The 25,702-nt window shown below is 70.0% G+C and carries 24 protein-coding genes and 1 pseudogene; 7 read left to right on the forward strand and 18 right to left on the reverse strand.

Annotated elements, in window-relative coordinates:
- Window positions 1-8 precede the first annotated feature (8 nt).
- The 6 genes from AC1DVU_RS01510 to AC1DVU_RS01535 are packed head-to-tail and all read right to left on the reverse strand — an operon-like array spanning window position 9 to window position 5,239.
- Window positions 9-992 carry a quinone oxidoreductase family protein gene (locus tag AC1DVU_RS01510; protein WP_476920653.1) on the reverse strand — a complete coding sequence of 328 codons (984 nt, stop codon included), beginning with the start codon at window positions 990-992 and terminating at the stop codon, window positions 9-11.
- Complete coding sequence (locus tag AC1DVU_RS01515; RefSeq protein WP_476920654.1) at window positions 989-1,861, reverse strand: alpha/beta fold hydrolase; 873 nt, start codon at window positions 1,859-1,861, stop codon at window positions 989-991. Before AC1DVU_RS01515 ends, AC1DVU_RS01510 begins: the two co-directional genes overlap by 4 nt.
- Before the next feature lie 40 nt (window positions 1,862-1,901).
- Entirely contained in the window at window positions 1,902-2,045 is a 144-nt protein-coding gene (locus AC1DVU_RS01520) for a hypothetical protein (RefSeq protein ID WP_476920655.1), read from the reverse strand.
- 31 nt (window positions 2,046-2,076) lie between these two features.
- Window positions 2,077-2,973, reverse strand: a complete 897-nt coding sequence (locus AC1DVU_RS01525; protein WP_476920656.1) for an alpha/beta fold hydrolase — start codon at window positions 2,971-2,973, stop codon at window positions 2,077-2,079.
- The gene (locus AC1DVU_RS01530; RefSeq protein WP_476920657.1) at window positions 2,970-3,932 is read right to left on the reverse strand and encodes a DODA-type extradiol aromatic ring-opening family dioxygenase; all 963 of its coding nucleotides are present in this window, start codon (window positions 3,930-3,932) and stop codon (window positions 2,970-2,972) included. Before AC1DVU_RS01530 ends, AC1DVU_RS01525 begins: the two co-directional genes overlap by 4 nt.
- A 38-nt stretch (window positions 3,933-3,970) precedes the next feature.
- Entirely contained in the window at window positions 3,971-5,239 is a 1,269-nt protein-coding gene (locus AC1DVU_RS01535) for an aromatic ring-hydroxylating oxygenase subunit alpha (RefSeq protein ID WP_476920658.1), read from the reverse strand.
- Between the two features lie 220 nt (window positions 5,240-5,459).
- Here AC1DVU_RS01535 and AC1DVU_RS01540 point away from each other — a divergent pair, with 220 nt between their 5' ends.
- The 5 genes from AC1DVU_RS01540 to AC1DVU_RS01560 all read left to right on the forward strand — a co-directional run bounded on the left by AC1DVU_RS01540 (window position 5,460) and on the right by AC1DVU_RS01560 (window position 9,361).
- Window positions 5,460-6,455 (forward strand): NAD(P)/FAD-dependent oxidoreductase, encoded by a 996-nt coding sequence (locus AC1DVU_RS01540; protein WP_476920659.1) that lies wholly within the window; start codon window positions 5,460-5,462, stop codon window positions 6,453-6,455.
- Between the two features lie 44 nt (window positions 6,456-6,499).
- Window positions 6,500-6,841: an indolepyruvate ferredoxin oxidoreductase subunit alpha gene (locus AC1DVU_RS01545; RefSeq protein ID WP_476920660.1), complete on the forward strand. Its 342-nt coding sequence runs from the start codon at window positions 6,500-6,502 to the stop codon at window positions 6,839-6,841.
- Window positions 6,838-7,602: an SDR family NAD(P)-dependent oxidoreductase gene (locus tag AC1DVU_RS01550; RefSeq protein WP_476920661.1), complete on the forward strand. Its 765-nt coding sequence runs from the start codon at window positions 6,838-6,840 to the stop codon at window positions 7,600-7,602. Before AC1DVU_RS01545 ends, AC1DVU_RS01550 begins: the two co-directional genes overlap by 4 nt.
- Entirely contained in the window at window positions 7,599-8,777 is a 1,179-nt protein-coding gene (locus AC1DVU_RS01555) for an MFS transporter (protein WP_476920662.1), read from the forward strand. Before AC1DVU_RS01550 ends, AC1DVU_RS01555 begins: the two co-directional genes overlap by 4 nt.
- An 89-nt stretch (window positions 8,778-8,866) precedes the next feature.
- On the forward strand, window positions 8,867-9,361 hold the full coding sequence (locus tag AC1DVU_RS01560; RefSeq protein WP_476920663.1) for a glutathione peroxidase: 495 nt from the start codon (window positions 8,867-8,869) through the stop codon (window positions 9,359-9,361).
- Between the two features lie 19 nt (window positions 9,362-9,380).
- Here AC1DVU_RS01560 and AC1DVU_RS01565 read toward each other — a convergent pair whose 3' ends face one another.
- From AC1DVU_RS01565 to AC1DVU_RS01595, 7 genes and pseudogenes are all read right to left on the reverse strand, one after another.
- The gene (locus AC1DVU_RS01565; protein WP_476920664.1) at window positions 9,381-9,953 is read right to left on the reverse strand and encodes a TetR/AcrR family transcriptional regulator; all 573 of its coding nucleotides are present in this window, start codon (window positions 9,951-9,953) and stop codon (window positions 9,381-9,383) included.
- A gap of 23 nt (window positions 9,954-9,976) precedes the next feature.
- Entirely contained in the window at window positions 9,977-11,485 is a 1,509-nt protein-coding gene (locus tag AC1DVU_RS01570) for an aldehyde dehydrogenase family protein (protein WP_476920665.1), read from the reverse strand.
- Window positions 11,482-11,961, reverse strand: coding sequence for a hypothetical protein (locus AC1DVU_RS01575; RefSeq protein WP_476920666.1), 480 nt, complete (start codon window positions 11,959-11,961; stop codon window positions 11,482-11,484). Before AC1DVU_RS01575 ends, AC1DVU_RS01570 begins: the two co-directional genes overlap by 4 nt.
- A gap of 25 nt (window positions 11,962-11,986) precedes the next feature.
- On the reverse strand, window positions 11,987-13,927 hold the full coding sequence (locus AC1DVU_RS01580) for a primary-amine oxidase (protein ID WP_476920667.1): 1,941 nt from the start codon (window positions 13,925-13,927) through the stop codon (window positions 11,987-11,989).
- A 163-nt stretch (window positions 13,928-14,090) separates the two neighbouring features.
- Complete coding sequence (locus AC1DVU_RS01585) at window positions 14,091-14,927, reverse strand: alpha/beta fold hydrolase (protein WP_476920668.1); 837 nt, start codon at window positions 14,925-14,927, stop codon at window positions 14,091-14,093.
- Complete coding sequence (locus AC1DVU_RS01590; RefSeq protein ID WP_476920669.1) at window positions 14,917-16,365, reverse strand: APC family permease; 1,449 nt, start codon at window positions 16,363-16,365, stop codon at window positions 14,917-14,919. Before AC1DVU_RS01590 ends, AC1DVU_RS01585 begins: the two co-directional genes overlap by 11 nt.
- A gap of 268 nt (window positions 16,366-16,633) precedes the next feature.
- Window positions 16,634-16,882, reverse strand: a pseudogene (locus tag AC1DVU_RS01595) (hypothetical protein); the annotation flags it as partial.
- A gap of 179 nt (window positions 16,883-17,061) precedes the next feature.
- Here AC1DVU_RS01595 and AC1DVU_RS01600 point away from each other — a divergent pair.
- A complete protein-coding gene (locus AC1DVU_RS01600) occupies window positions 17,062-17,868 on the forward strand; it encodes an alpha/beta fold hydrolase (RefSeq protein WP_476920670.1) in 807 nt (268 codons plus the stop codon).
- Between the two features lie 111 nt (window positions 17,869-17,979).
- Window positions 17,980-19,941, forward strand: a complete 1,962-nt coding sequence (locus tag AC1DVU_RS01605; protein ID WP_476920671.1) for a GMC family oxidoreductase N-terminal domain-containing protein — start codon at window positions 17,980-17,982, stop codon at window positions 19,939-19,941.
- A gap of 20 nt (window positions 19,942-19,961) precedes the next feature.
- Here the strand turns inward: AC1DVU_RS01605 and AC1DVU_RS01610 are convergent, their stop codons facing one another.
- The 5 genes from AC1DVU_RS01610 to AC1DVU_RS01630 all read right to left on the reverse strand — a co-directional run bounded on the left by AC1DVU_RS01610 (window position 19,962) and on the right by AC1DVU_RS01630 (window position 25,663).
- Window positions 19,962-20,957 (reverse strand): quinone oxidoreductase family protein, encoded by a 996-nt coding sequence (locus tag AC1DVU_RS01610; protein ID WP_476920672.1) that lies wholly within the window; start codon window positions 20,955-20,957, stop codon window positions 19,962-19,964.
- Window positions 20,954-22,009 carry an ABC transporter permease gene (locus tag AC1DVU_RS01615; protein WP_476920673.1) on the reverse strand — a complete coding sequence of 352 codons (1,056 nt, stop codon included), beginning with the start codon at window positions 22,007-22,009 and terminating at the stop codon, window positions 20,954-20,956. Before AC1DVU_RS01615 ends, AC1DVU_RS01610 begins: the two co-directional genes overlap by 4 nt.
- Window positions 22,002-23,501, reverse strand: coding sequence for a sugar ABC transporter ATP-binding protein (locus AC1DVU_RS01620; protein WP_476920674.1), 1,500 nt, complete (start codon window positions 23,499-23,501; stop codon window positions 22,002-22,004). Before AC1DVU_RS01620 ends, AC1DVU_RS01615 begins: the two co-directional genes overlap by 8 nt.
- Window positions 23,502-23,551: 50 nt before the next feature.
- Window positions 23,552-24,628: a sugar ABC transporter substrate-binding protein gene (locus AC1DVU_RS01625; protein WP_476920675.1), complete on the reverse strand. Its 1,077-nt coding sequence runs from the start codon at window positions 24,626-24,628 to the stop codon at window positions 23,552-23,554.
- A 246-nt stretch (window positions 24,629-24,874) separates the two neighbouring features.
- Window positions 24,875-25,663: a 2-keto-4-pentenoate hydratase gene (locus AC1DVU_RS01630; protein WP_476920676.1), complete on the reverse strand. Its 789-nt coding sequence runs from the start codon at window positions 25,661-25,663 to the stop codon at window positions 24,875-24,877.
- Window positions 25,664-25,702 lie beyond the last annotated feature (39 nt).

The following is a 25,702-nucleotide window of genomic DNA, read 5'->3' on the forward strand; positions in this document are numbered from 1 at the left end:
ACCGCTGCCTATGCCGGACGGACGACGGCGCGACCCCGCACACGACCCGTGCGAAGGAGCTCGAGAGCCAGTCCGAGGTCGTCCATGCCGAAGGTCTCGTGGTCGAGCGTCAGGTCGCCGGACACGAGCATCGCCGCCAACTCGGGCAGCAGTGCCCGGGCCTCGCGCTCGCGCCGGATCATGTTGACCGGCAGCAGCGCGACGTCGTCGAGCAGCCAGTTGGACAGACCGAGGCGCACGTCGTCGCCTGCGACGTAGCCGATCGACACGGCGCGTCCGCCCGGGCGGACCCAGCGTGCGCGCGCCGGCAGGTCGGAACCTCCCAGCGTGTCGACCAGCAGCGTCGCCGGACGATCAGTGGCCAGCGCCACGAGGGCGCCGTCGTCGCCGGATACGACGACGGTCGCGCCAGCAGCGACGCGCTCGACCTGCGACTCGTCGGCCACAAGGGCCGTGACCCTCGCCCCGCTCAGCAGCGCGAGCTGAGTGACCATGGAGCCGACCGCCCCCGCCGCACCGGCGACGGCGACGTGCTCGTCGGCCACCGGGACGTCGGCGAACCAGGTACCGAGGCGTCCGACGCCGTGGAGCGCGGTGTGGGCCGTCGTGGTCGGCTGGAAGAACGTCGCGCCGACCGCAGGCGCCAGGCCCTCGGGAAGCTCGGTGAGCGTCTTGTCCTTCGTGACGACGAGCTCGGCCCACGTGCCGTCGCGCATGAGCCCGATGCCGCCGCCGCGCAGGATGACTCGGGTGCCGGGTGCGAAGCGGTCGGACGTCACGACGACGCCGCAGCCCTCGACCCCGCCGACGTAGGGCAGGTTCGGCTTGATGCCGAAGTCGCCGCCGGCCACGGTGACGTCGAGGTGCGATACCGCCGCGACCTCGACCCGCACGAGGGCCTCGCCCTCACCCGCTACGGGAGCGGGGACGCTCTCGACGACGGGTGCCTCGCCCCATCCGTGGATGCGGGCGGCGCGCATCGTGTCGCTCACGCCGGGTGCTTCTCGAGGAATGCCAGGCTGAGCTCGTTGTACTTCGCGGCCTGCTCGTGCTGGGGCCAATGGCCGCAGTCGTCGAACAGCACCAGCTCGGAGCCCGCGATGTTCTGGTGCATCGCCTGGGCCTCGGGGACGTCGCCGAACGGGTTGTTGCGTCCCCACACGACAAGCGTCGGCACCGTGATCTGCGCCAGCTGGTCGGGCGTCAGGATGTTGCGCAGGCGCGTGACCATGTCCTGCAGCGACAGCAGGTTGTCGATGTTGGCGACGAAGTCGGGCTGCTGATAGATCGCGTGACGGATCGCGACGAGCTCCTCCGTCGCGTTGGCCGGGTCGTGCATCAGCAGGTGCATGCGCTTGCGGGTCAGCTCGACGTCGTTGGACTCGACCGCCCGACGCGTGCTGGTGCGGATGCGCTCCATGACTTCGGGGACGGCGACGGTGCCGCCGGCCGCGAGCAGCTGCAGCGAGATGATGCGCTCCGGGTTGTCGATCGCGGTGCGTCCGCCGACCCAACCGCCCAGCGACTCGCCGCCGATGTGGGCCTTCTCGATGCCGACGGCGTCGAAGTACGCCAGCAGGTGGTCGCGGTAGCGCGGGATCTCGTACGGGTAGTCGGGCTTGCCGGTGTAGCCGTGGCCGAGCATGTCGATCGCGTGCACCGTGTAGCGCTCGGCATGCGGCTTGATGTTGCGCATGAATGCCTCGAGGTGGCCGCTCGTGCCGTGCAGGAAGACGATCGTCTCGTCGCCGTGCCCGGCCTGCAGCGAACGGGTCGGAACACCCCCGGCGTCGACGGTCGAGAGCGAGAACTCGAGACCGGCGAGCTCGGTCCAGATGGTGTGGGTCAGTTCTTGGGTCATGTCAGGTCTCTCCTCGTCCGCGGCTTGGTGCCGCGAGTGGTCACTGGTTGATGCGGTGGACCTGCGTGTTCACGCGGGCCAGCGGGTTGGGGATGATGCGCTGGTGCGTCGCAAGCCGGTGGCTGACGACTCGTCCGCCAGCAAGGACGGCGACCGCGGCGAGCGCGATGGTGATGAGCTTCATGGATGCCTCTTCCTAGGTGGGCTGGGATGCGTCAGCGGTGGTCGATGGCCCGCAGGAAGCCGTCGACGACGGCGTGGAAGGCACCGGGGCGCTCCTCCTGCAGGTGGTGGGACACGTGGTCCATGACGTGCAGGTTGCCCCGCTGCACCATGCGCGCCAGCATCATCGGGTAGTCGGGCGTCAGGAAGGCGTCCTCGCGACCCCACATGAACAGCGTCGGTGCCTCGATCTGGCCGAGACGCTCCGTCAGGTCCTGCCACTCGCCGCGCGGCGAGTCCGACATCGCGGCCAGGCCGCGCTCGCCCTCGTCGAGGCTCTGCTCGAACCGCATGTCGAGGGTCTCCTCGGGCAGGCGGTCGGCGTCGAACCACTCGAGCGACGTGATGAGCTTGCGCATCTTCTCGCGGGTGGGCCCCTCACCGCCGTAGTAGACGTCTCGGGCCGTGCGGCCGCGGTGGCCGCGCTCGGGGAGCGGTGCCAGGGGGCCGTAGAACACCGGCATGCTGCCCGTCACCACGAGCGACCGCACGCGGTCGGGGTAGAGAGCCGCGAGGTTGAGCGCGATCGTGCCGCCCCACGAGTTGCAGATGAAGTCGGCCTTCTCGATCCCGAGCTCGTCCATGAGGGCGATGGTCTTGGCAGCGTGGAAGTCCCACATAGGCCCCGTGATGAGGCACTTCTCGGACTGCCCGTACTGCAGGATGTCGACCAGCACGCAGTGCCGGTCCTCTGTGAAGTACGGCGCGACGGGTCCGAAGTCGCTCCACGCCGTGCAGCCGGGGCCACCGCCGTGCAGGAAGATCGTGTCGGGGCCCGCGCCGAGCTCGTAGTAGTGGTAGCTCACGCCGTCAGCGGTCGCGAACTTGCTCTCGGGTGCCGGTCCCGCAGCGGGCGAGGTGAGCGCCGGCGAGGTGGTGTCGATCGTCATCGGTGTCCGTCCTGGGTCGTGGTCTCGGAGGGCTCGATCACGGCGACGCCCATGCCGGTGAGCCACTCGGGCATCTCGGAGTAGGCCAACGCCTTGCCCGGCGCGAAGCCGAGGGCGGCGATCATGACCATCCACGTGCGCAACTCCTGGCCGCCGTTCCCGGCGACCTCGGCGATCTGCTCCGTGGTCAGCTCGGCGTACTGCCGCATGTCGCCCTTCTCGAGGTCGGCAAGCCACTTCTCGTCGAACTCGGGGAAGATCGTGGGCTGCGCGGACACGATGATCTCGCGACGCCGGTCGTTGTAGCGCTCCCACTCGCCGCGCCCGTTGAGCCAGGCGTCGACCAGGAACTCCTCGTCGTCGCCCTCGGGGGCGGTCCAGTCGCTGGGCCACGGGAGCTGGTGCGAGAGCCCGCCCGACGCGATGACGACGACACGCTTGTCGCCGCCGATCTCGGCGACCGCGCGGGTGATGTTGGCACCCAGCTCGGCCACGCGCGGCATCGTCGGCAGCGGTGCGGCGAACACGTTGACGACCAGCGGCACGACCGGCACGTGGATGCCGTCGAGCAGGTACTGGATTGCGTGCGCCTGGCCGTGGTCGATCTGCAGACGGGCCGAGATCGCGACCTCGGTGCCACGGTTGACCAGCTGCTGGGCCAAGGCCTGCGCGAACTCCGGATCGGTCTTTTGCGGCCCCTTGGGGGTGCCGCCGTCGCCAGCGGCGATGACCTCACCCACCCCCATCGTGAACGACGGGATCATGTCGAGCCAGAACCCGCGGAAGTGGTTCGACCCAACCAGCACCACGACGTCCGGTGCCGCCGCGGCGATGCGGTCGCGCGCGGCGGCCAGGCCGTCACGGAACGCCTCGGCGCGGTCGGTGTGGACGACCTTGTCCCAGTGGGTGTTCATGAGGGTGGAGTGCGATGCCGCCACTCCCAGCACGATTGATGCCATGGTGCTCCTTGCCTACGTCGCTGCTCGGTGGGTGGTGGTCAGGCCGGCTCGGGCACGTCGATGCCCTGCTCGGCCAGCGCGTCGACCCGGTCCTCGGTGGTGTCCTCGGCGAGCTTGCGCCACTGCAGCAGCGAGTCGTCGGGACGGTAGAGCTTCTCCGGCGGGGCGTCGGTGACCTCGACCATCCACTTGTCCTGGCCCGAGAACTGGCCGTGAAACAGCCAGCGGACGGCGCCGAGGTACTTGAAGTAGAAGGGGATCGTCTTCAGGCCCTTCTTGAAGTCGGCCATGACACCCACGTAGAGGTGGTTGTCGGCGTCCGTCGGCACGTAGAACTCGTAGTGGATGAAGGTCGGGTACGCGATGCGCAGCACGCCGGGCATCGACACCGAGGCGAAGCCCGGGAAGTCCTGCTCGGCGATGACCGGGTTGACCTCGCGGTGCGAGCCCGTGTTGCCGATGTTGGTCGTCATCTTCGGCGGCTTGGACTTGTACCAGGCTTGGCCCGTCCACTTGCCCAGCTCGGGGAAGTCGGCGTCCCAGTACTGCTCCTGCTGCACGCGGTAGATCCAGCGGCCGCGCTTAACGATCTTGGTGGTGTTCCAGACCGGCATGGCCTTGAACAGGCGCCACAGCGCGGTGCGGTGCAGGTACTTGGCGTGCCCCTCGTCGTAGCCGTTCTCGCACGCGAAGCGCCAGTTGCCCTCGCGGGGCATCATGCGCGAGCCGATGACGGCCGCATTGCTCACGAGCTCCTCGGGCAGCTGCTCGTCGATGGGGTGCGGCTCCTCGCCGTCGCCCACGAAGATCCAGACCATCCCGAGGCGCTCCTCGACGTGGTACGTCGGCTGCGTGACCTTGCCGCAGATCGGCGACTCAGGACCGTCGGTGATGGCGGCCTTCAAGTCGCCGGTCTCGAGGTCGAACGTCCAGCCGTGGTAGACGCAGGAGATCGTGCCGGGGAACTGCTTGTTGCCGTAGCTCAGCGGGACGCCGCGGTGCGGGCACCGGTTGGCCATGCCACGGACGACGCCCTTGTCGCGAATGACGAAGATGTCCTCGCCGAGCAGCTTGACCCGCACGGGTCGCTCGCCGACCTGGGAGGAGTAGACGACGGGGTACCAGTAGCCACGGAAGCCCGCGGCCGCCGCCTGGTAGTGAGGCCAGCTCGACCAGTCCTGACGTCCCGGCAGGTGTCCGTCGTGCCGGCGCTTGGCCGACGTCTTGGGACGCTCCGAGGTCGGCGCGGTCTTCTTGGGGGCGCGCTCGGCCGCCGGTGCGGCTTGCGAATCCAGCGTCTCGCTCATCGTCTCTGCTCCAGGTCTTCGGGGTCGTAGGTGCATCAGCAGACCATCGGAGTCTCGCGGCGACAACCGTCCCGGTTCGCCCAGCGGACTTCGTGGACAGGCACCACACCAGAAAGCGTGGATTCCGCTCAGCGATCCCGGATCGGTGCCATGGTGACCCAGCCCACCTAGAGTCCGTCGGACCCGATCACCCCCTGTGATCACCTAGCGAGGAGCTGTCGTGAGCGCACCGTCCACCGTCATCGAGACCGACGTCGTCATCGTCGGTGCCGGCCCGACCGGTCTCTACGGCGCCTACTACGCGGGCTTCCGCGGCCTGTCGACCGTCGTGGTGGACGTGCTGCCGCAGCCCGGCGGCCAGGTCATGGCCCTCTACCCCGAGAAGCAGATTCGCGACGTCGCGGCGCTGCCGTCCATCCGCGGTCGCGACTTCGTGGCCAACCTCGTCGAGCAGGCCGCCACCTACGAGCCCACCTACCTGCTCGGACGCCAAGCCGTGAACCTCGAGCACGTCGACGAGGCCCCCGTCCTGACGCTCGACGACGGGACGGTGCTGCGGGCCGGAGCGGTCGTCATCACGGCCGGCATCGGCACGCCGACGCCGCGCGCGCTCGGCACGGGTGACGAGTGGGTCGGCAACGGACTGTCGTACTTCGTCGTCGACCCCTCGAAGCACGCCGACCAGGACGTCGTCATCGTCGGCGGCGGCGACTCGGCCCTCGACTGGGCCGACGCGCTCGGGACCATCGCGCGCTCGGTGACGCTGGTGCACCGCCGTGCCGCCTTCCGTGGTCACGCCGCGACGCTCGACCGCGTGCGCAGCGGCCCCACGGCGATCCACACCGACACCGAGGTCGTCGCGCTGCACGGCGACGCCACCGCCGAGGTGCTGCAGAAGGTGACCCTGCAGGCCAAGGACGGCACCGAGACCGTCGTCTCGTGCGACCACGTCATCGCAGCGCTCGGGTTCATCAGCGATCTCGGCCCGCTGCGCGAGTGGGGCGTCGAGCTGCTCGGCCGGTCCATCGCGGTCGACCGGTCCGGTCGCACCAACCTGCCCCGCGTGTACGCCGCCGGCGACGTCACCGACTACGACGGCAAGGTCAAGCTCATGTCGGTCGGCTTCGGTGAGGTCGCCACCGCCATGAACCACGTCGCGGTCGACCTCGATCCCGATCTCGTGCTCTTCCCCGGTCACTCGACCGACGGCGCCTGAACCGCCCCACCCACGGACGCACCCCAGGAACAAGGAGACATCTGATGGCCTACGTGATCGGATCCGACTGCATCGACGTCCTCGACCGCTCCTGCATCGAGGTCTGCCCGGTCGACTGCATCTACATCGGCGACCGCCGCAGCTACATCAACGCCAACGAGTGCATCGACTGCGGCGCGTGCGAGGTCGAGTGCCCCGTCAGCGCCGTCTTCGTCGACCGCAAGGCACGCAAGGACCCCGAGCTCGGCGAGTTCCTGGCCGACTCGGTCGCCTTCTTCGAGCTGCCCCTCCCGGGTCGCGACGAGGCGCTCGGCGACCCGGGTGGATCGCAGAAGCTGGGCCCCGTCGGCGTCGACACGCAGTTCACGGCCGACTACAGCGCATGACCGGGCTGCGTCCGGTCGTCGTCACGGGCGGGACCAGCGGCATTGGTTGCGGCGTGGCCCGGCGACTCGTCGCCGACGGACGCCCCGTCGTGATGCTGGGACGTGACCGCGAGCGGGCGGACGGCGCGATGGCACAGCTGGTCAACTCCGGGGTCGATCCCGAGATGATGACCGTCGCGGTCGGCGACACGACCGACCCCGACGTCCTGGCCCACGCCGTCGCCCTCTGCGCCGAGCGGTGGGGCCAGGTCTCCGGCCTCGTGACCGCCGCGGGCCGACTGGCGCGGGGCAGCGTCACCGACCTGCCTGTCGACGAGCTGCGTGCCGCGCTCGAGACCAACGTCGTGGGTACGTGGCTCGCCGTCCGCGCAGTGCTGCCGACGATGGTCGAGCAGCAGCACGGTCGCATCGTGACGATCGGCTCGGTGCTGGGGTCGGTGGGGGCCGCCGACCGCTCGGGCTACGCGGCGACCAAGGGCGCCGTGGCCGCGATGACCCGGTCGATCGCGCTCGAGGTCGCAGCCGACGGCGTCACGGTCAACTGCGTCGCCCCCGGCCCGGTGCGCACCCCCATGAACGCCGACCAGCACGGCACGGAGGCCGACCGCGCAACCGAGGCCGCGTTCACGTCCTCGATCCCGATCGGACGATGGGGCAGCCCCGACGACGTCGCGCATGCCGTCGCCGGCCTGCTCGCTCCCGAGGCCGGGTGGACGACCGGTTCGGTCGTGCACGTCGACGGAGGCTTCACGGCCCGATGAGGGCTGTCGCGGCGGCCGCACTGTCGATGACCATGGTGGCCGCTCCCCCGTTCGTCGTCGGGACGATGGGTCCCGGCATCTCGGCCGATCTCGGGCTGTCGGTCCCGGCCCTCGCCGGCACCGTGTCCTTCGGCTACCTGGTCGCGGCGGTGGCCAGCCCCCTCGGAGGACTCGTCGTGCAGCGCGTGGGTCCCTCACGCGCGCTGCGGCTCGCAGCGGCCCTGGCCAGCCTCGGTGTCGCCCTCGTCGCCGTCGCCCAGGGCCCGGCGACGTTGGCGACGGCCTTCGTGGCGCTCGGGATGGCCAACGCCGTGATCCAGCCCGCCTCGAACGGCACCCTGGCCACCGCGGTCACCGGATGTCGACAGAGCGCGGTCTTCGGCATCGTCCAGTCGGCTGTGCCGGCGGCAACGCTCCTGGCCGGGCTGCTGCTCGCGTCGTTCGACGACGTGCGGCCCTGGCGGCAGGCCATGGTGATCCTGCTGGTCGCGACCCTGTTGCCGCAGCTCGTCGTGCCCCGCATGCCTGGGGGCCTGCCCCGCGCCCCGCGCCGGGCTCGCGGGTCATCGAGACTGGCGCACCGTGGCACGTTGCTCGCCCTGTGCATCGGAGGATTCATGGGCTCGGCGGCGGCCACGGCCGTGGCGGTCTTTGGCGTCGCCAGCGGGCTCTCGTCCGGGCTGTCCCCCGCCGTGGCTGCCGGCGGGCTCGTGCTCGGCAGCCTGTGCTGCATCGCCGGCCGCATGCTCACGTCGTGGCGCTGGGGCGATCATACGCCCCGCCGTCTGCTGCTCGACATCGCCGGACTGCAGCTCACCGGCGTCCTCGGCATCGTGCTGGTCGGCACAGGCACGACGGCCGGCTACCTGGTCGGCATCGCGTTCGCCTTCGGCTGCGGCTGGGGATGGACCGGGCTGCTCAACATCGTGATCACGCGGGTGTGGAGCGGACGCCTGGCATCGGTGACCGGGGTGATGCAGAGCGGGCTGTTCGGTGGCAGCGTGGCCGGGCCCCTGGTGTTCGGGGCGGTGGCCGACGGGACCGGCTATCTCGACGCGTGGCTCGTGGCAGCCGCGGCCCTGGCCGTCGCCGCGTCCGCGAGCGCCGTCGCCGGACGGCGCGTGGGCGCTCCCGCCTCCCTCGACGCAGCACTGATCAGCAGACCAGGCGGGTGAGGACGTCACCCGCGCTGTCGTCGACGCGTCGTCTTGGTGAGCAGAACCGGAAGGGACTGCGCCGGGCGCGTCGTCGCTAGCCTCGGGACATGAAGATTCTCGACGCACCGATCACCCGCCTCGACGGCACGCAGACGACTCTCGGCGCGATCACGGGCGGCCGTCCCGCGCTGCTCGTCAACGTCGCCTCGAAGTGCGGCCTCACCCCGCAGTACACCGCGCTCGAGCAGCTGCACGAGAAGTACGCCGACCGTGGCTTCACGGTGATCGGCGTGCCGTGCAACCAGTTCGGTGGCCAGGAGCCGGGCACGTCCGGCGAGATCGCCGACTTCTGCTCGACGACGTACGGCGTGACGTTCCCGATGACCGACAAGGTCGACGTCAACGGCGAGGGACGCCACCCCGTCTACGCGACGCTGGTCGCCATGCCCGACGACGACGGTGAGGCCGGCGACGTGGAGTGGAACTTCGAGAAGTTCCTCATCGCGGCTGACGGCACGGTCGTGTCGCGGTTCCGCCCGGCCGTCACACCCGACGACGACCGCGTGGTCGCTGCCGTCGAGGCCATCACCTCCGGCACCTGACGCACCCGCTGAGCTCGGCTCAGTCCGCGAGGCGGGCGAGGATGTCGCGCAGCGCGTCGAGCAACTGCTCGGTGCGCAGGTCATCGCGGAAGATCAGGTGCTGCAGCGCGAGGCCGTCGAGGGCCGCGAACACCAGGGACGCGACACGACCGTCCGGGTCGTCGACGCCGACGGCGGCGAAGGTCTCGCGCACCTTGTCGATGTAGCCCTCGTACTGCAGGCGGATGTTATCCATGGGAAGGGCGCCGCGGATGGCCTGCGTGGTCTCATCGAACTGCAGCACCGATCGCTCCCACGAAGCGTTGAAGTACTCGACGAACGTCGAGGCGAACTCCTCGACGCTGTCCGCCCTCAGACGCACGCCGTCGGAGTCCTGCTCGGCGGCGTGGCGGAAGGCCTCGTTGAGCAGCTGCTCGCGCGTGCCGAAGTGGTGCCGCACCAGACCGTGCGCGACGCCGGCCCGTGCGGCCACCGCCCGGTAGGTCACCGCTGACAGGCCTTCTCGACCCGCGATCTGGATCGCGGCGTCGAGGAGCCTGTCCTTGCTGGAGAGCCGCTCGTCCTCACGAGCGCCTCCGGGGATGGAGTCCATGTGGACAGCCAATCACGATCCGGTCACCGACCGGACAGCCCCCACAGCGGCGGACGATCCGTGCTCAGGTCGATGTTGACAGACTTGACCGCGCTGTACTCGCGCAGCGTCTCGAACGACAGCTCGCGCCCGAAGCCGCTGTCGCCCCGGCCGCCCATCGGCATGCCCGGTGCCAGGTCGAACCAGCGGTTGACCCAGACGATGCCGGCGTCGAGCTCGTCGGCCATGCGGTGGGCGCGGCGCAGGTCGTTGGTCCAGACGCCGGCCGCGAGACCGTAGCGGTTGGCGTTCGCCCGGGCGATCGCCTCCTCATCGGTGCTGAAGCGCTCGGCGACCGTCACGGGACCGAACACCTCGCTGCGCGTGATGGTGGCTGCGCCCGCGGGATCTGCGAGCAGCACGGGCCGTTGGTAGAAGCCCCCGGCGAGCGAGGGGTCGAGGTCGAGCTCCTCGTCCCCCACCACGACCGTGACACCCTCGGCGCGTGCACCGTCGAGGTGTCCCCGGACGAGGTCGAGCTGTTGACGGGACACCAGGGGCCCCATCTCGCTAGCCGGATCAGTCGCGTCGCCGACCGTGATGCTGCGGGCCACCTCGCTGAAGCGGGCCACAAACTCGTCGTGGATGTCGTCGTGCAGCAGCAGCCGCGACGACGCGATGCACGCCTCGCCGTTGGCCAGGTAGATGCCCATCAGGGCGTCCTGCACCGCGACCTCGAGGTCGGCGTCGGCCGCGACGATCATCGGTCCCTTGCCACCTAGCTCCATCAGGCTGGGCGTGAGCGTGCGGGCCGCGGACCCGAGGATCGCGGTCGCGGTGGCAGGACCGCCCGTGAAGGTGATCTTGGCGATGTCGGGGTGCGACACGAGCGCAGCCCCGGTCTCGGGACCGACGCCGGTGACGATGTTGAGCACTCCGGGCGGCAGGGCGTCGCCGATGACGGCCGCGAGCTCGAGGATGCTCGCCGAGGCGTACTCCGACGGCTTGACCACGATGGTGTTGCCGGCCGCGATCGCCGGAGCCACCTTGTTGGCGACGGTGATGATCGGCGAGTTCCACGACAGCACCGCCGCCACGACGCCCAGAGGCTCGCGCTTGGTGTAGAGCAGGGTGTCGGGGTTCGCCAGCGGGATCTGCTCGCCGTTGAACGCCCGGATCGCGCCGGCGTAGAAGCGGAAGATGGCCTGCACCGTCGGGATGTCGGCGATGAACGCCTCGCGGATCGGACGGCCGTTCTCGGTGGCCAGCAGCGAGGCGAACCGCTCGCTGTCGGCCTCGAAGCGATCGGCGATCTCCAGCAGCACGGCCTGACGACGGTCGACCGTCGTCCGCCGCCAGTCGCGGAACGCGGCCTTGGCGGCCGCCACCGCCCGCTCGACGTCGTCGGCCGAGCCCTGGGCGAGCAGCGCCCACGGCGTGCCGACGCTCGGGTCGATCGCCTCGAACGTCCCGGAGCCGGTGACCCAGTCGCCACCGATCAGCTGAAGGTAGTCGGCGGTCGGGGCGTAGGCATTGCGACTCGCCGCGCTCATGCGATGCTCCGACGGCTCGGACGCAGCGCTGCCCCGGCGGACAGCACGACCTGCATGGCTGCGAGGGCCAGGCCCGCGTTCATCAGCCCGTCGACGAAGCCGGACGACACCTGCCCGTCCGACGACGCCATCTGCATGCCCGCGTGGCCCATCGCGGCATGGTCCATGCCAGCGTGGCCCCCGACACCCGACGACATCATCAGCAGGTGCACCACGATCATCGTCAGCGCCACCGCCGCGGCGACCGAGTGGTCACGCCGGCCGTGCGTCGATCCGGCCCGCGACGTGCACGCGACGCACAGGCCCGACAGCACCAGCATCGTCACGCTCATCGTCAGCATCGACGTGCCGGTCGCCACGAGCAGCACGACGTGCACCGCGAAGCAGGTGACCGCCACGACGGGGATCGCCGTCGCCGCGAAGTCTCGCGCCGGGCGGTTCGCCCGGCCGGGCGAGCGGGTGCTGCTGGTGTCCATGAGGGTCCTTCCTGGGGCCGACACGTCAGTGGCAGTGCTGGTCGGTGGTGCGGTCGCCGTGACCGCTGCCGCCGGTGTGGGCGGACTGCGAGGCGGGAACGTCGAGGGCGGGGTTCTTGTCAAAGAAGTTGGCCGGCATCAGCATGAAGCCCGCCACCTCCGTCGGCATGACGGGCCAGTCCTCGGCCCGCGGCACGTGCGTCACGCCGAGCGTGTGCCAGAGCACGACGTCGGTGTCCTCGGTCGGCCGGTCGGCCGCCGTCCAGCGGGGCAGACCGTCGCCCGACCGGCTCTGGTTCGGGAAGTCGCCGCTCGGACGCATCTCGTCGGGCGAGTAGGGCGTGACCCACATGTTGCGGGCCGCGAAGCCGGCCCGCTTGGCCACCAGCGACGGAGCCTGGGCGAGCATCGTGGCCGACGACCAGCCGGGCAGGAACTTGTAGCCCACCGGGTTGCCCCACGCGTTGGTCTTCGATCGGTTGACGACCGACCAGTTCCGCGACGTCTGCGTGTTGGTGTGGTCGTCACCCGCCAGCTCGTGGTCGATGACGGTGCGCTGGACGCCGATCGCGTTGCCGTACGGGTTGTCGGGGCCCACCGGCACGCCGTAGGCGTCGTTCTGCACGACCGTGTTCTCCCAGCCGTCGACCTCGGGGTCGAGGCGGAACGAGAACAGGTGCTGGTGGTAGGTCGCGACGAGGTTCTCCGCGATGCGCGTGCCGTGCTTCGACGTCTCACCCTTCTCGACCGCGCGGGTCTGCACGATGCCCAGCAGCTTGACCTCGACCTGGATCGAGGCGTCCTGGAAGAAGTTCCAGTAGAAGCCGTAGTGGTAGTTGCCGACCGTCGCGATGAAGCTGACGACGAGCTTGCGCGAGCGACGCACGTCGACGTCGCCGGTCACCCAGTCGGTGTGCTTCCAGAGGATGCCGGCGTCCTCCTCATGGATGCAGATCGCGTTCTCGACCGTGGTCGGCTCGCCGTCCTCGCTGGCGTTGACGGCGTCGAGGTAGACGATCTCGCCGAGGCAGTCGCAGCCCAGGCGCAGGGAGTTGGCCAGCTTGCCGAGGCCGAACTCGCCGGCGTCGAAGGCGCTGCGCCAGAAGTGCTCTTTGGACGGGTCGCCGTAGGGGACGACCATCTCGCCGAGCGAGGCGCGGTGCAGCACCGAGCGGTACTCGCCGTCGTCTTGGTACTCCACGGCGTGCAGCACGAGACCCTCGAGCGGGTGCCAGTTGATGCGGAAGCGCCACTTCTGCCACGTCAGCTCGGGGCCATCGATCGTGAAGCCGACGCCCTGGGGCTGGGTGATCTCCAGCGGCGCGATGTCGGTGCGCATCGGCTGGTTGGCGTCAGCGGTGTAGTTGGCCTGCTCCTTGTTCATCGGGCGCACGCCGAAGTCGTGCACCTCAAGGACCTCGAGGGTCACCAGGTCGACGACGGCGATGACGCCCTCGACGGGGTGGGCGTAGCCGTTGTCGGACGGGAAGTCGCGGTAGTACGTGACCGAGCCGGCCAGCCGGCGTCCCTCGACGGCGTAGTCGAGCACGCCCGGCACCGCCATGTTGGCGACGCCCCACGGATCGATCTGCACCTTGTCCATGTCGGTGATGCCGCGCTTGGCGAGTGCCTCGATGTAGCGCGGGTCCTTCTTGATGAGATCCGGCACCAGGTCGAACTCGTCGAGCAGCACGGGCGCCGCACCGTCGTTGATCTGCTTCGACGAGACCAGGGCGTCGGCGTCGAGGTCGACGACGAGGTCGTGGGTGGCGCCCGTCGCGCGGTCGACGAGCAGCACGCGTGCACGCCGTGCGACGTCGACCCCTTCGCGCAGGAGCCGCTTGTCGGGCTCGTCGGTGTAGACCGCGGAGAAGCCGGGACGCTCGGCGACGTTCTCCCGCCGGACGATGGCCGCCACGCGGCGCATCTCATCTGCGGTCAGGGAGTCGAACAAGGGGTTGCGCACGGGGTGGGTCCTTTCGTCGTGCAAGTTCTCGTCCAGACAACCACCGCATCGACCTCCGCAGGGGTTCGGCGTTTCGCTCAGCGGGCCGTGTGCCGCCTGCACGGACGACGGTGGCGACACCCCGTGGGGTGCCGCCACCGTCGATCGTGCCCGTGCCGCGTGTCTAGCCCTTCGTGAGCCCGTCCAGGAACGGGACCACGGCGGCCGTCACCGCCTCCGGCAGCTGTTCCGTCATCGGGATCGTGCCGCCCTCGACGACCGCGACCTCGACGCTGCGCGCGCCGACGAGCTCGGCCCGCACGACCTCGACGTCAGGGAACGAGAACGGGTCGGCGTCGCCGCCCACGATCAGGACGGGGGCTGAGACCAGCCCGATGCGGTCCTCCATGGCGTAGCGGGCGCACGCGACGTGACCCTCGAGCGGGTCGACGCCAGGTGCCAGCGCGTCGCGGACGAACCGGTTGAGCAGGTCCGGCCGCCCGGTCGGGTAGTGAGGGCGGCGCTGGTTCCACCACGTGACGAGGTGACCGCCCTCGTCGTCCACCTCGGCGTCGTCGACGCCGCCGGGGCCGTTCGCCTGGGCGGCACGGAACTCGGGGCCGGTGTAGGCCGGCGACGACAGGATCATCCCTGCGACCCTCTCGGGCGCAGCGGCCGCCACCTCGACGGCGACGACGGCCCCGGTGTGGTGGCCCATCACGGCGAACCGCTCCAGGCCCAGCGCGTCGGCCAGGTGGAGAGCACCCGACGCGTACTGCTCGATGGTCTGGGGCCCCTCGGGCTTGGCCGACTGGCCGAACCCGTACATGTCCATCGCGATGATGCGATGGTGCGGGCCGACCAGCGGCATCAGCTCGGCGAACTCGTCGTGGGACCGGGGGGTCTGGTGCAGGCAGATAACCGGCGTGCCCCCCGATCCCGACTCCGCGTAGTGCAGCTGGCCCAACGGTGTGTCGGCGTACCCTAGGCGCACGGGTGCGTCGACAAGGTCAGTCGACAAGTGTCCGACCCATGTTCGCGTAGGTCTCCGGGCGCTCCTGGCGTGCGCGCATCGCCACGGCCACCGCGACGACGATCGTGAGCAGGTGCAGGTACGGCAGGCCGTTGATGACCTTGGAGTCGGTGCCCGTGATCGCGGTGAAGTTCGTCAGGGCGAAGTAGGTGATAGCGCCGAATCCGATCAGCGAGAGGCCCGGTGCGACGGTCTGCGCCCAGCCGTAGATGCCCTGACGGGCGAAGTACACGACGACCGCCAGCGACGTCGTGGTGATCAGCAGCATCAGGCCGACCGCACCGAAGCCCGTGAGGGCCGACGAGAGGTTGGTGAGCGGGTCGAGCCCGGCGAGGGCGAAGCCGATGACGATGAGCGTTTCGACGACGTAGCCCGTCGAACCGGCGACGACGGGCGACTGGTGCTTGGGGTGCAGGGTGCGCAGCTGGCGCGGCAGGAAGCCGTCGCGGCCGAGGGCGAACATGTAGCGCGAGGCCCCGTTGTGGAAGGCCAGCATGCCGGCGAAGCAGCTCGTCACGATGAGCACCTCGAGGATCGTCGTCCAGGCCGAACCGACGAACTCGTCGCTGAGGTCGAACGCGAACGTGCCGGGGCTCTTGGCCGCCGCTGCGGTCGCGCCGCCCGAGCTGGCGAGGAACGCCCACGACGTCAGCACGAAGAACACGCCGATGCAGGCCATCGAGATGTAGGTCGCCCGCGGGACGGTGCGCTCGGGGTCCTTGGCCTCCTCGGCATAGATCGCGGTGCCCTCGAAGCCCTGGTAGCACGAGAAGGCGAAGATCATGCCGACACCCACGACACCCGGGGCGAAGACGTTGTCGAGGCTGAACGAGGCGGCCGGCAGGCTGCTTAAGCCGTTCTGCGCGATGATCGCAATGTCCAGCACCAGCACGACGACGAGCTCGAGCACCAGCGCGACCCCGAGCACGCTGGCCGCGAGGGTGATCTTCAGGTAGCCGAGCGTGAAGACGATGACCAGGCCGACGAGGGTGTAGACCCACCACGGCAGGTCGATGTTGAAGAGCTTGTTGGCACTGCCTGCGGCGAAGAAGCCCATCGCCCCGCCGGTCGCCGACGCGAGCGCGAGGTACGCAGTGGTGGCCATGTAGGCACCCGCGAGACCGACGGGGCGTCCGATCCCCTTGACGATGTAGGCGAAGAAGGCACCCGCGTTGTGCACGTACGGGACCATTTTGGTGAAGCCGACGGCGAACAGCAGCATGATCGCCATGACGAACACGTACATGCCGGGCGTGCCGACGCCGACGCCCAGGCCGATGGCGAGCGGCAGGATCGCGACCGCACCGCCGGCCGGAGCGACCGTCGCCATGACCATGAACACGATGTGCGAGACGCCGAGGCTTCCTTGCGCCAGCTCCGTCTCCTTGCCGGGGAGAGACCGGCCGGTCTCTGTTCGTTCCGCCATGGGAAAGCTCCTCCTGCTGGGACGGCTCAAGGGGTGTACGGCCGTCGACTAGCGGACAGTGTGGAGAGTCACGTTCACGCTGACCACGCGTCCGGTTCGCTGAGTGACACGCGCCGGCTCCGCGACCCAGGACTGATCCTCCCGCGTTCTGGTTGCGGGGCTGCCACGAACGTGGATAATTCCGCGTCGGATCAGGCCAGACCGAGCAGGGCGACGCCCGAGAAGGCGACGAGCGCGCCGATCTGCTGCGCCGCAGCATCCGCTCGTGCAGCACCCACCCGGCGAGGAGCACCGTGAAGACCGGGTAGAGCGAGGCCACCACGCCGACGAGGCTCACCAGTCCGAGGGTCGTCGCGTGGGCGAGCAGCAGCGTGCCGGCGACGTCGATGACGCCGATCGACAGGACGACGCCCGCCAACCAGCGCCGAGGCACGTCGGCGAGCGTCCGGCGACGACGCGCCAGCACGGGCACCGACAGCACGACGATCGTGGCCTTGAGGATCACCACTGTCCACACGACGCCGCCGTCGGCCGCCTCGCCGATCGCTCAGTGGACTCGAAACATCGCCGAAACCGGGGCGTCACCCGAGCCGCTCGACAGCCGGTCGTGGACCGCTCAGCGGACCGGTCGGGGTGCCGGCCCGACCCGCCTCGCCGATACTCCGATGACCCCTACACTCGGTGACGGAGACCCTCATGAGCATCGGCACCCCGCGACGCGCCTACGCCGACACGCCCCTCGGGCAGGTCCACTACGTCGAGCAGGGCGAGGGTCCTGTGATCGTCCTGATGCACCAGACGCCGCGGTCGTTCGACGAGTACCGCGAGGTCCTGCCGCTGCTCGCGGAGTCCTACCGCGTCCTGGCGATCGACATGCCCGGCTTCGGCCTCAGCTACGAGATCGCGGCACCGCAGTCCATCGAGGCCATCGCCGACGGCGTGCTGGCGTTCCTCGACGCGCTCTCGATCGAGACCACCGATCTGCTCGGGCACCACACCGGCGGTGCCGTGGCCGTGGAGATCGCAGCGCGAGCCCCCCAGCGCGTCCGCTCGCTCCTGCTGTCGTCCGCACCGTGGGCGGACGAGACATACCGCGACGCTCACGCCGGCGGTCCGGGAGTCGACGAGGCAGACATCGCCGACGATGGCTCGCACCTGACGACGCTGTGGGCGCTGCGGCAGCCGTACTACCCGGCCAGCCGCCCCGATCTCCTCGACCGGTTCGTGCGCGACGCGCTGGCACCGGGCGTCACCCCCGCCGAGGGTCACATGGCCTGTGGTCGCTACGTCATGGAGGACCGGATCGGTCACGTCGTGGCCCCGACGCTCCTGATCGGGGCGAGCGACGACCCGTTCGCCCTGCCGTCCGTTGCCAAGCTCGCCGAGCACCTGGTCAACGCTGAGCGCGTGGATCAGGCGATCATCCCCGGCGGAACCATCCCGCTGATGGAGACCAAGAGCCGCGAGGTCGTCGACGCCGTGGAGACGTTCCTCCGGTCGTAGGGCCTCGACGCTCGAGCCGATCGCGCCCGGCGGTCCGCTCATCGGACCGCCGGGCCTTGGCGGCGACGTGGCGTCGAGCACCATGGCAGTCCCCCTGGAGAAGGAGCCCCCGTGACCGTTGACACGACGCCCACCACCGACATCCGCCTGCTGAGCGCACTGTGCGACACCATCGTGCCGGCCATCGACGTCCCGGCCGAGGACGCCGCCGAGCAAACCCTGTGGACGACGAGCGCGACGGACCTCGCCGTCGACCAGATCCTGGCGTCGGTGCTGCCGCTGTGGGCACCCCACGTGCAGGACCTCGTCACGACGACGCTCTCCGCCCTCGGTGACGACTTCGCCACCGAGGACGCCGATCGCCGCGTCGCGGTGTGGCGGGACGCGCTCGAGTCGGACGCGACGCGTCCCGGCGCCCTCATCCTGCAGAGCACCGTGCTGGCGATGTTTTACACGGTCCCCGACGAGCAGATGTCGAACCCGACGTGGCCGGCGCTGGGCTTCCCGGGGCCGCTGCTGGCACCTCCCTCGGAGGACGCCTTCCCCAAGACGCTGCGCCACGAGGAGCTCCCGGCCGAGGCCGAGCAGACGCTGCAGGCCGATGTCGTGGTCGTCGGCTCCGGTGCCGGCGGCGGCGTCGCGGCCGCCCGCCTGGCCCATGCCGGACTCGACGTGCTGGTGCTCGAGAAGGGCTCCTACCGCAACGAACCCGACCTCCCGCAGCTCGAGGCGCTGTCTTTCCCCAACCTCTACCTGGGCGGCGGCTTCATCTGGTCGACCGACGCCAGCGTCGGCATGCTCGCCGGCTCGACGGTCGGAGGTGGCACGACAGTCAACTCGATGGCCTGCCTCCCGACCCCCGACTACGTGCTCGACGAGTGGACTGCCGCCGGCATGGTGGGTGCCACGCCGGCCGAGCTGCAACCTCATCTCGAGTCCGTCATGCGACGCATCAACGCCGACCCGGCCAACACCGTGCACAACCGTGTCAACCAGATCCTCAACCGGGGCTTCGACGCGGCGGGCATGAAGCACGAGACCCTCGCCCGCAACGCCCGTGACGACGACGCGCGCTTCTGCGGCGAGTGCAACGCGGGCTGCCTGGTGGGCTGCAAGCAATCGACCATGAAGACCTTCCTGCAGGACGCCAGCGACTCCGGCGGCCGCTTGCTGGCGGACTGCGACGTGCGCGAGGTGCTGCACGCCGACGGTCACGCGACCGGAGTGCGGGCCGTCGTCCGCACCGCCGACGGCGAGCGAGAGGTCGTCATCGAGGCATCCGTCGTCGTCGTGGCGGCCGGTGCACTCGCGTCACCGACGCTGTTGCAGGGCTCGGGCCTCGGCGGCCCGGCGGTGGGTCAGAACCTGCACGTCCACCCCTCGTACTTCATGAGCGGCGTCTACGACGAGGTCGTCGAGGGCTGGGCGGGCCAGATCTTGACGAGCGTCTGCCACGACTTCAACCAGGTCGAGGACGGCCACGGATTCGTCGTCGAGGCCGCGCCCATGGGCCTCGGCTTCTGGACCGGCCTGACGCCGTGGCACGACGGCGAGCAGCACAAGCGCGAGCAGCTGCGCCTGAAGCACGTGTCAGGCGTCTGGGGCTTCGCCCGCGACCACGGTGCGGGGCACATCGAGCGCGACGCCGCCGGGATGCCCGTCGCGACGTGGGGCCTCGACGATCCCGTCGACCTCGCGATCGTGCGCCGCACGCACCAGGAGCTCGCCCGCATCATCAAGGCCTCGGGTGCCAAGGAGGTCTTCACGTTCCTGCCCGGTGATCCGCGCTGGCGCGAGGGCGAGGACTTCGACGCGTTCCTCGACGTGCTGGGATCTTTGGAGAAGGACGATGTGCTGACGCTGTCGGCCCACCAGAGCGGCACCTGCGCGACGGGCACCGACCCGGCGACGTCGGTCGTCGACGGGCGCGGCCAGCTGCACGACTGCGCCGGCGTCTACGTCGTCGACGCCTCGGCGCTGCCCACGGCACCCGGCGTCAACCCGATGGTGTCGATCGAGGCCTTCGCCAGCAAGACCGCCCAGCACGTCGTCGACGTCTGGCGCAGCCGCTGACACCCAGGACGCGTGACGGGCTACTGCGGGTGCAGCACGGCCTTGCCGCTGATGCGGCCCGTCGTCAGACGGTCGAGGGCCTCTCCGACATCGCCCATCTCGAAGGCCTCCAGGGCCACCGTGAGCTCGCCTTCGACAAGCAGGCGGGTCAGCTCGTCGACCACCGCATCGCCCTCGCCCGCGCGACGGAGCAGGTTGACGGGCAGCACCGAGACGTCGCCCAGCAGCCAGTTGGGCAGGTCGAGTGTCGCGGCTGTGCCGGCCGTGTAGCCGACGACGGCCACGCGCCCTCCCGGCCGCACCCACGTCATGCGCTCGGCCAGGCCCTCGCCGCCGACGGTGTCGACCACCAGGGTGACGGCGGGATCGGCTGCGAGCTCGGCCGCGCGAGCGACGTCCTTCATCGACACGACCTCGGCACCCTTCGGCACCAGGGGGAAGCGCGCCTCGGACGAGACCAGCGCGATCACGCGTGCTCCGGCCCTCAGCGCCACCTGCACGACCATCGAGCCCACTCCGCCGGCGGCGCCCGTCACCACGACGACCTCGTCGGCGACGGACGCGACGCCCGCGTCGGGCCAGTCGCCCAGGCGTGCGACCCCGGTGAGGCTGACGTGCGCCGTCGTGAGGGGGTCGTAGGCGACGGCCGCGAGATCGAGGTCGAGGCCGCCGGGCACCTCGGTAAGGGCCTCGTGCGGGACGACGACGAGCTCGGCCCACGTGCCGGGCGTCGTGACGCCGACCCCTCCCCCGCGGATCGACACCCGTGCACCCGGTGCGAACACGTCGGACTGCACGACCGTCCCCGCCCCCTCGACACCGGGGACGTAGGGCAGCTCGGGCCGGATGCCGAACTCGCCGCTCGCGACCGTCAAGTCGAAGTGCGAGAGGCTCGCCGCCGCGACCTCGACCAGCGCTTCGCCGGGACCGGGCCGCGGCACCGCGACCTCGGCGAGCCGCGGCGGCTCCCCCCAGGCGTGGATCCGCAGCGCTCTCATGCTCGTGCGCCCCGTCATGCCGCCGACCGTGACTGGAGCTTGTCGAGGAGGACCGCGACGATGAGCACGATGCCGGTGACCACGCCCTGCCAGAAGGCGGAGACGCCCATGAGGCCGAGGCCGTTCTGGAGGACGGCGATGAGCAGGACCCCGATGACGGTGCCGCCAACGCCGCCGACGCCGCCGTAGAAGCTGGTGCCGCCGAGCAGCACTGCGGATCCGGCAGTCAGGGCGAGGGTGGCGCCGGCGGTGGGTGAGGCTGAGGCGAGGCGGCTGGCGTCTACCATGCCTGCGGTGGCGGCCAGGAGGCCGCCGATGCCGTAGACGCAGACGTAGACCCACGAGACGTTGATGCCGGCGAGCCTGGCAGCCTCGGGGTTGCCGCCGACAGCGTAGATCGCGCGGCCGAAGGACGTCAGGCGCAGGACGTACAAGCTGATCACGAGCACGACGAGGCTCAGGATCACCGGCACGGGGATCGTGAGGACGCTGCCGTTGCCGAGCCGGTAGAACAGGCTGGTCTCGGATTCGTTGATCGAGCTGGTCTTGCCGTTGGTGACAACGTTCAGCGCGCCGGTGAACAGCGATGAGGTGCCGAGGGTGACGACGAAGAAGTTGAGGCGTAGGCGGCCGATCAGGACGCCGTTGACGACACCGCCGAGGAACATACCCATGGCGCCGCCCAGCAGCAGGGCGACGATCGGGGGCAGTCCCGCGTCGAGGGAGCGGAACGCGACGTAACCGGCGGCGGCGTAGATCGCGCCGACCGAGAGGTCGAAGCCGGCCGATAGCACGATGAACGTCAGCCCGATGGCGGTGATCATCATGGCGCTGTTGCCCGACAGGACGTTCAGGATGTTCGCCTTGGTCGCGAAGAACTCCTGGGTGACGGAGAGGTAGACGACCATCACGAGCAACGCGGCGAGCGCACCGCCGAAGCCGCGGAAGCGGTGCAGCAGGGTGCCCGCGACGCCGGGGCCGCGCAGTGACGGCGGGGTTCCGCCGGACGGCGCGCCAGGCGGGGTCTCGGGCGTGGTCTCGGGCGGGGTGGCGAGGGTGGGCTCAGACATGGTGGACTCCTGCGACGTGTTCGGCGATGGTCAGCTCGTCGAGCTGGTGGGCTGGCTGGTCGGCCACGACGTGGCCGCGGAACATCATCAGGACCCGGTCGCACACGCCGAGCAGCTCGACGTTCTCCGAGGAGCTGATGACTACGGCGACGCCCTGCGAGGCCAGCTCGCGGATGAGGCGGTAGATCTCGGACTTCGCACCGACGTCGACACCGCGCGTCGGCTCGTCCATCAGCAGCACCTGCGGGCTGCCGGCGAGCCAGCGGCCGATGACGACCTTCTGCTGGTTGCCGCCCGACAGGCTCCCGGCCGGCAGCGACGGGTCGTCAGGACGCACGTGCAGCTCGCGCATCGCGTCGACGGCGTCGCGACGTTGCCCGGAGGCCTTGATTGGCATCAGCGACAGCCGGCTGTTGGGGATCATGGTCAGGTTGTGCATCACACTCGCGGCCGGCACGAGGCCCTCGCCCTTGCGGTCACCGGTCACCAGCGCCAGGCCCCGCTTGATCGACCCACGGGGCGTGCGGCGGGGGTAGGCCTTGCCGGCCACGGTGACCTCGCCCGACGCGGCATCGGCACCGAAGATCGACCGCACCACCTCGACGCGTCCGCACCCCACCAGGCCTGCCAGGCCCACGACCTCACCGGGCCGCACGTCGAAGCTGATTCCCTCGACCCGGTTCGGCACGGCCAGGTCACGCACCGACAGCACCGGCTCGGCCGCCGATGAGTCGCCGGTGGAGATCTCCCGGTGGAAGTAGTCGGTCAACGAACGGCCCACCATCAGGCGAGTGATCGTAGACTCGTCGGCGTCGCCGATGTCCAGGGTGTCGACCAATGCCCCGTCACGCAGCACCGTGACCCGATCGGCCACGGGTTCGATGTCCTGCAACCGCTGGGAGATGAACGCGATTGCGATACCGCGCTCCTTCATGCGGCGGATGATCTCGAACAGCGACTCGGTCAGCTCGGCGGTCAACGAGCTGGTCGGCTCGTCGAAGATCACGACCGACGACTTCACGGCCACGGCCCGCGCGATCGCGACGACCTGCCGGTCGCCCGGCCCCAACGACCCGACGAGCTGGTCGACCCGGATGCCGGACCCCAGCTCGTCGAGGGCTTCGGCGGCCGCACGGCGCGCATCGCGCCAGTCGACCCGCACCGCTCGACCGGGCAGGCGCCCCAGCGCGATGTTCTCCGCGACGGTCAGACTCGCCACGACCGGCACCTCCTGGGCGACCATCGTGATCCCCGCACGCGAGGCCTGCAACGGGTTGGCGAAGCTCACGGGCTCCCCCCTCAGCAGCACCTGCCCGCCCGACGGCACCACCTCCCCGTAGGCGACCTTCATCAACGTTGACTTCCCGGACCCGTTCTCCCCCAGCAAGGCGTGCGCCTCACCGGCCCCCAGCTCGAAGTCCACGCCCTTGAGAGCGTGCGTGCGACCAAAGTGCTTGTGCACGTCCCGCATCTGCAGAACAGGTGGCTCCATGCTGATCTCCTTCAGGTGCTGACGGGTGGAACGGGTCCGAGACGGTCAGCTCACTGAACCAGGGCTGCGACGTCGTCCGGGCACCCGGCGTCGGCGCACGTCATGCTGCCGTCGGCGATCTTGCCGGCAGCGTCATTCCAGTCGACCCGCTCGCCCAGGTTGTCGTTCGAGTACACGACCGCAGTCGTCTCAACGTAGGTGGGGAACTTCTTGCGCTCGAGGATCGCCTTTGAGAGCGTCTCGAGGATCAGGCCAGTTCGCCACGGCACCAGGTCGAGGGTTGCGTCGATGCGTCCGTCCTTGACAGCCGCGATGCCGTCGTCGTCGCCATTGGCACCGACGATCACGAGGTCGTCGAGACCGGCGGCCTTGGCCGCTACGGCCGCGCCGATGGCCGACGAGTCGTTGTAGGCCATGACTCCCTGTACGTCGTTCCGGTACTTCGTGAGCGTCGTGGCCATGACCTTCTGGGCACCGGCGATGTCGTCGGTGGGGTTGTCGACGCGACCCAGCCACGAGATGTCAGAGTCTTCGGTGACAAGCTCCTGGTACTGCTTCAGCAACAGGTCCAGTGCCGGAACCGGGGCACCTAGTCCCACGCCGAGCACCTTGCCCTTGCCCCCCAGCTGGGTCTTGACGAAGTCGGCAACCTGCACCGAGGCGCTGAGGCCGCCGGTCTCGACGTTGGCCGACAGCAACCCGAGATCGGAGTCGGGCGATGGGAGGGCCGCCCAGCCGATGACCTTGATGCCGGCGTCAGTGGCCCGCTTCAGGGCCGGCTTGAGGGAGTTCTGGTCGAGCGGGTAGACGATGATCAGGTCGACCTTCTGCGCGACGAGCTGGTCCACGTCCGTCACCTGCTTGGCGGCGTCGAGCTGGGCGTCGAGCGCCTTGACCTCGATGCCGTCCCTCTTGGCGGCGGCCGTGAGCGTGTCCTGGGTGAGCTTCAGAATCGGCTGGGCCCCCTGAGGGTTCGAGATGCCGATCGTGAACTTCTTGCCGGAGCCGGAACCACCATCGGAACCGGACCCCGAGTCCGAGCTGGATGCGCAGGCCGACAGCACCAGCGAGGTGCCTAGCACCAGGGCGAGAGCCGCGGAAAGGCGGCGAGGGGCGAGCAAGGACATGTGATTCCTCCAAGGGGGGACGCGCCGGATCCCGGCACGGGACGATTCGGCCGGCACCGAGAGGGATGCACACCGGCCGAGAAGGTGCCCGATGACAGCACGGCGAGCCGCCCCTCTGGATGACGGGGTTTCGCTGACCGAACCATCCCGTGCACATACCCGCCGACGTGCCGCACCGCGGGACGTCGCGACCCCTCCCTGGACGCGCCCCCGAACAGTCGCTCCGGGTCGGCGCGGAGGGGCGGCTCAGGCGAAGTCGACGGAGACCGAGCCGAGGCCCAACAGCGTCGCACTGACGCGCTGACCCGCCACGACGGGTCGCATCGGCCCGAGCGCACCCGAGAGGATCACCTGCCCGGCACGCAGAGGCTCTCCGAGGTCACGCGTCGTGCGCGCGAGCCACACCACAGCCTCGACGGGGTCGCCCAGACAGGCTGCGCCGCTGCCGGTGGACGCCTCAGCGCCGTCGATCGACATCGTCATCTCGACCTCCGCTGGCACCACCTCGTCGAGGCTGCGCTGGTCGGCGCCCAGCACGAAGGCCGCGCCCGACGCGTTGTCGGCGACGGTGTCGCCGAAGCTGATGTCCCAGTCGCGGATGCGGCTGCCGCACACCTCGAGCGCCGCGACGACGTGATCGGTCGCGGCGCGCACCTGCTCGGCGTCGAGCGGACCGTCGACGAGATCCGCGCCCAGCACGAAAGCGATCTCGGCCTCGACCCTCGGCTGCATCAGGTCGGCGACTTCGATCGTGGCACCGTCGGCATGACCCATCGAGCCGAACAACACACCGAAGTCGGGGCGGTCGACGCCCAACTGCTTCTGCACCGCCAGCGACGTCAGGCCGATCTTGCGCCCCACGACCTGTTCGCCGTCGGCCACGCGGCGTGCGGTCAGCACGTCCTGGACGGCGTACGCGCTGTCGAGGTCGTCGCGACCGATCAAGTCGCGGACGGGTTCGCACGGCTGCCTCGTGTCGGCGGCCTGGGCGAGACGCTGGGCGGCGGTAGTGACGTTCTCCTGATTCACGGTCATGAGGACACACTCCCGCCCCCGCGAGCGGGAGTAAACGCA

It is taken from the genome of Aeromicrobium sp. P2_G6, from assembly GCF_056403535.1.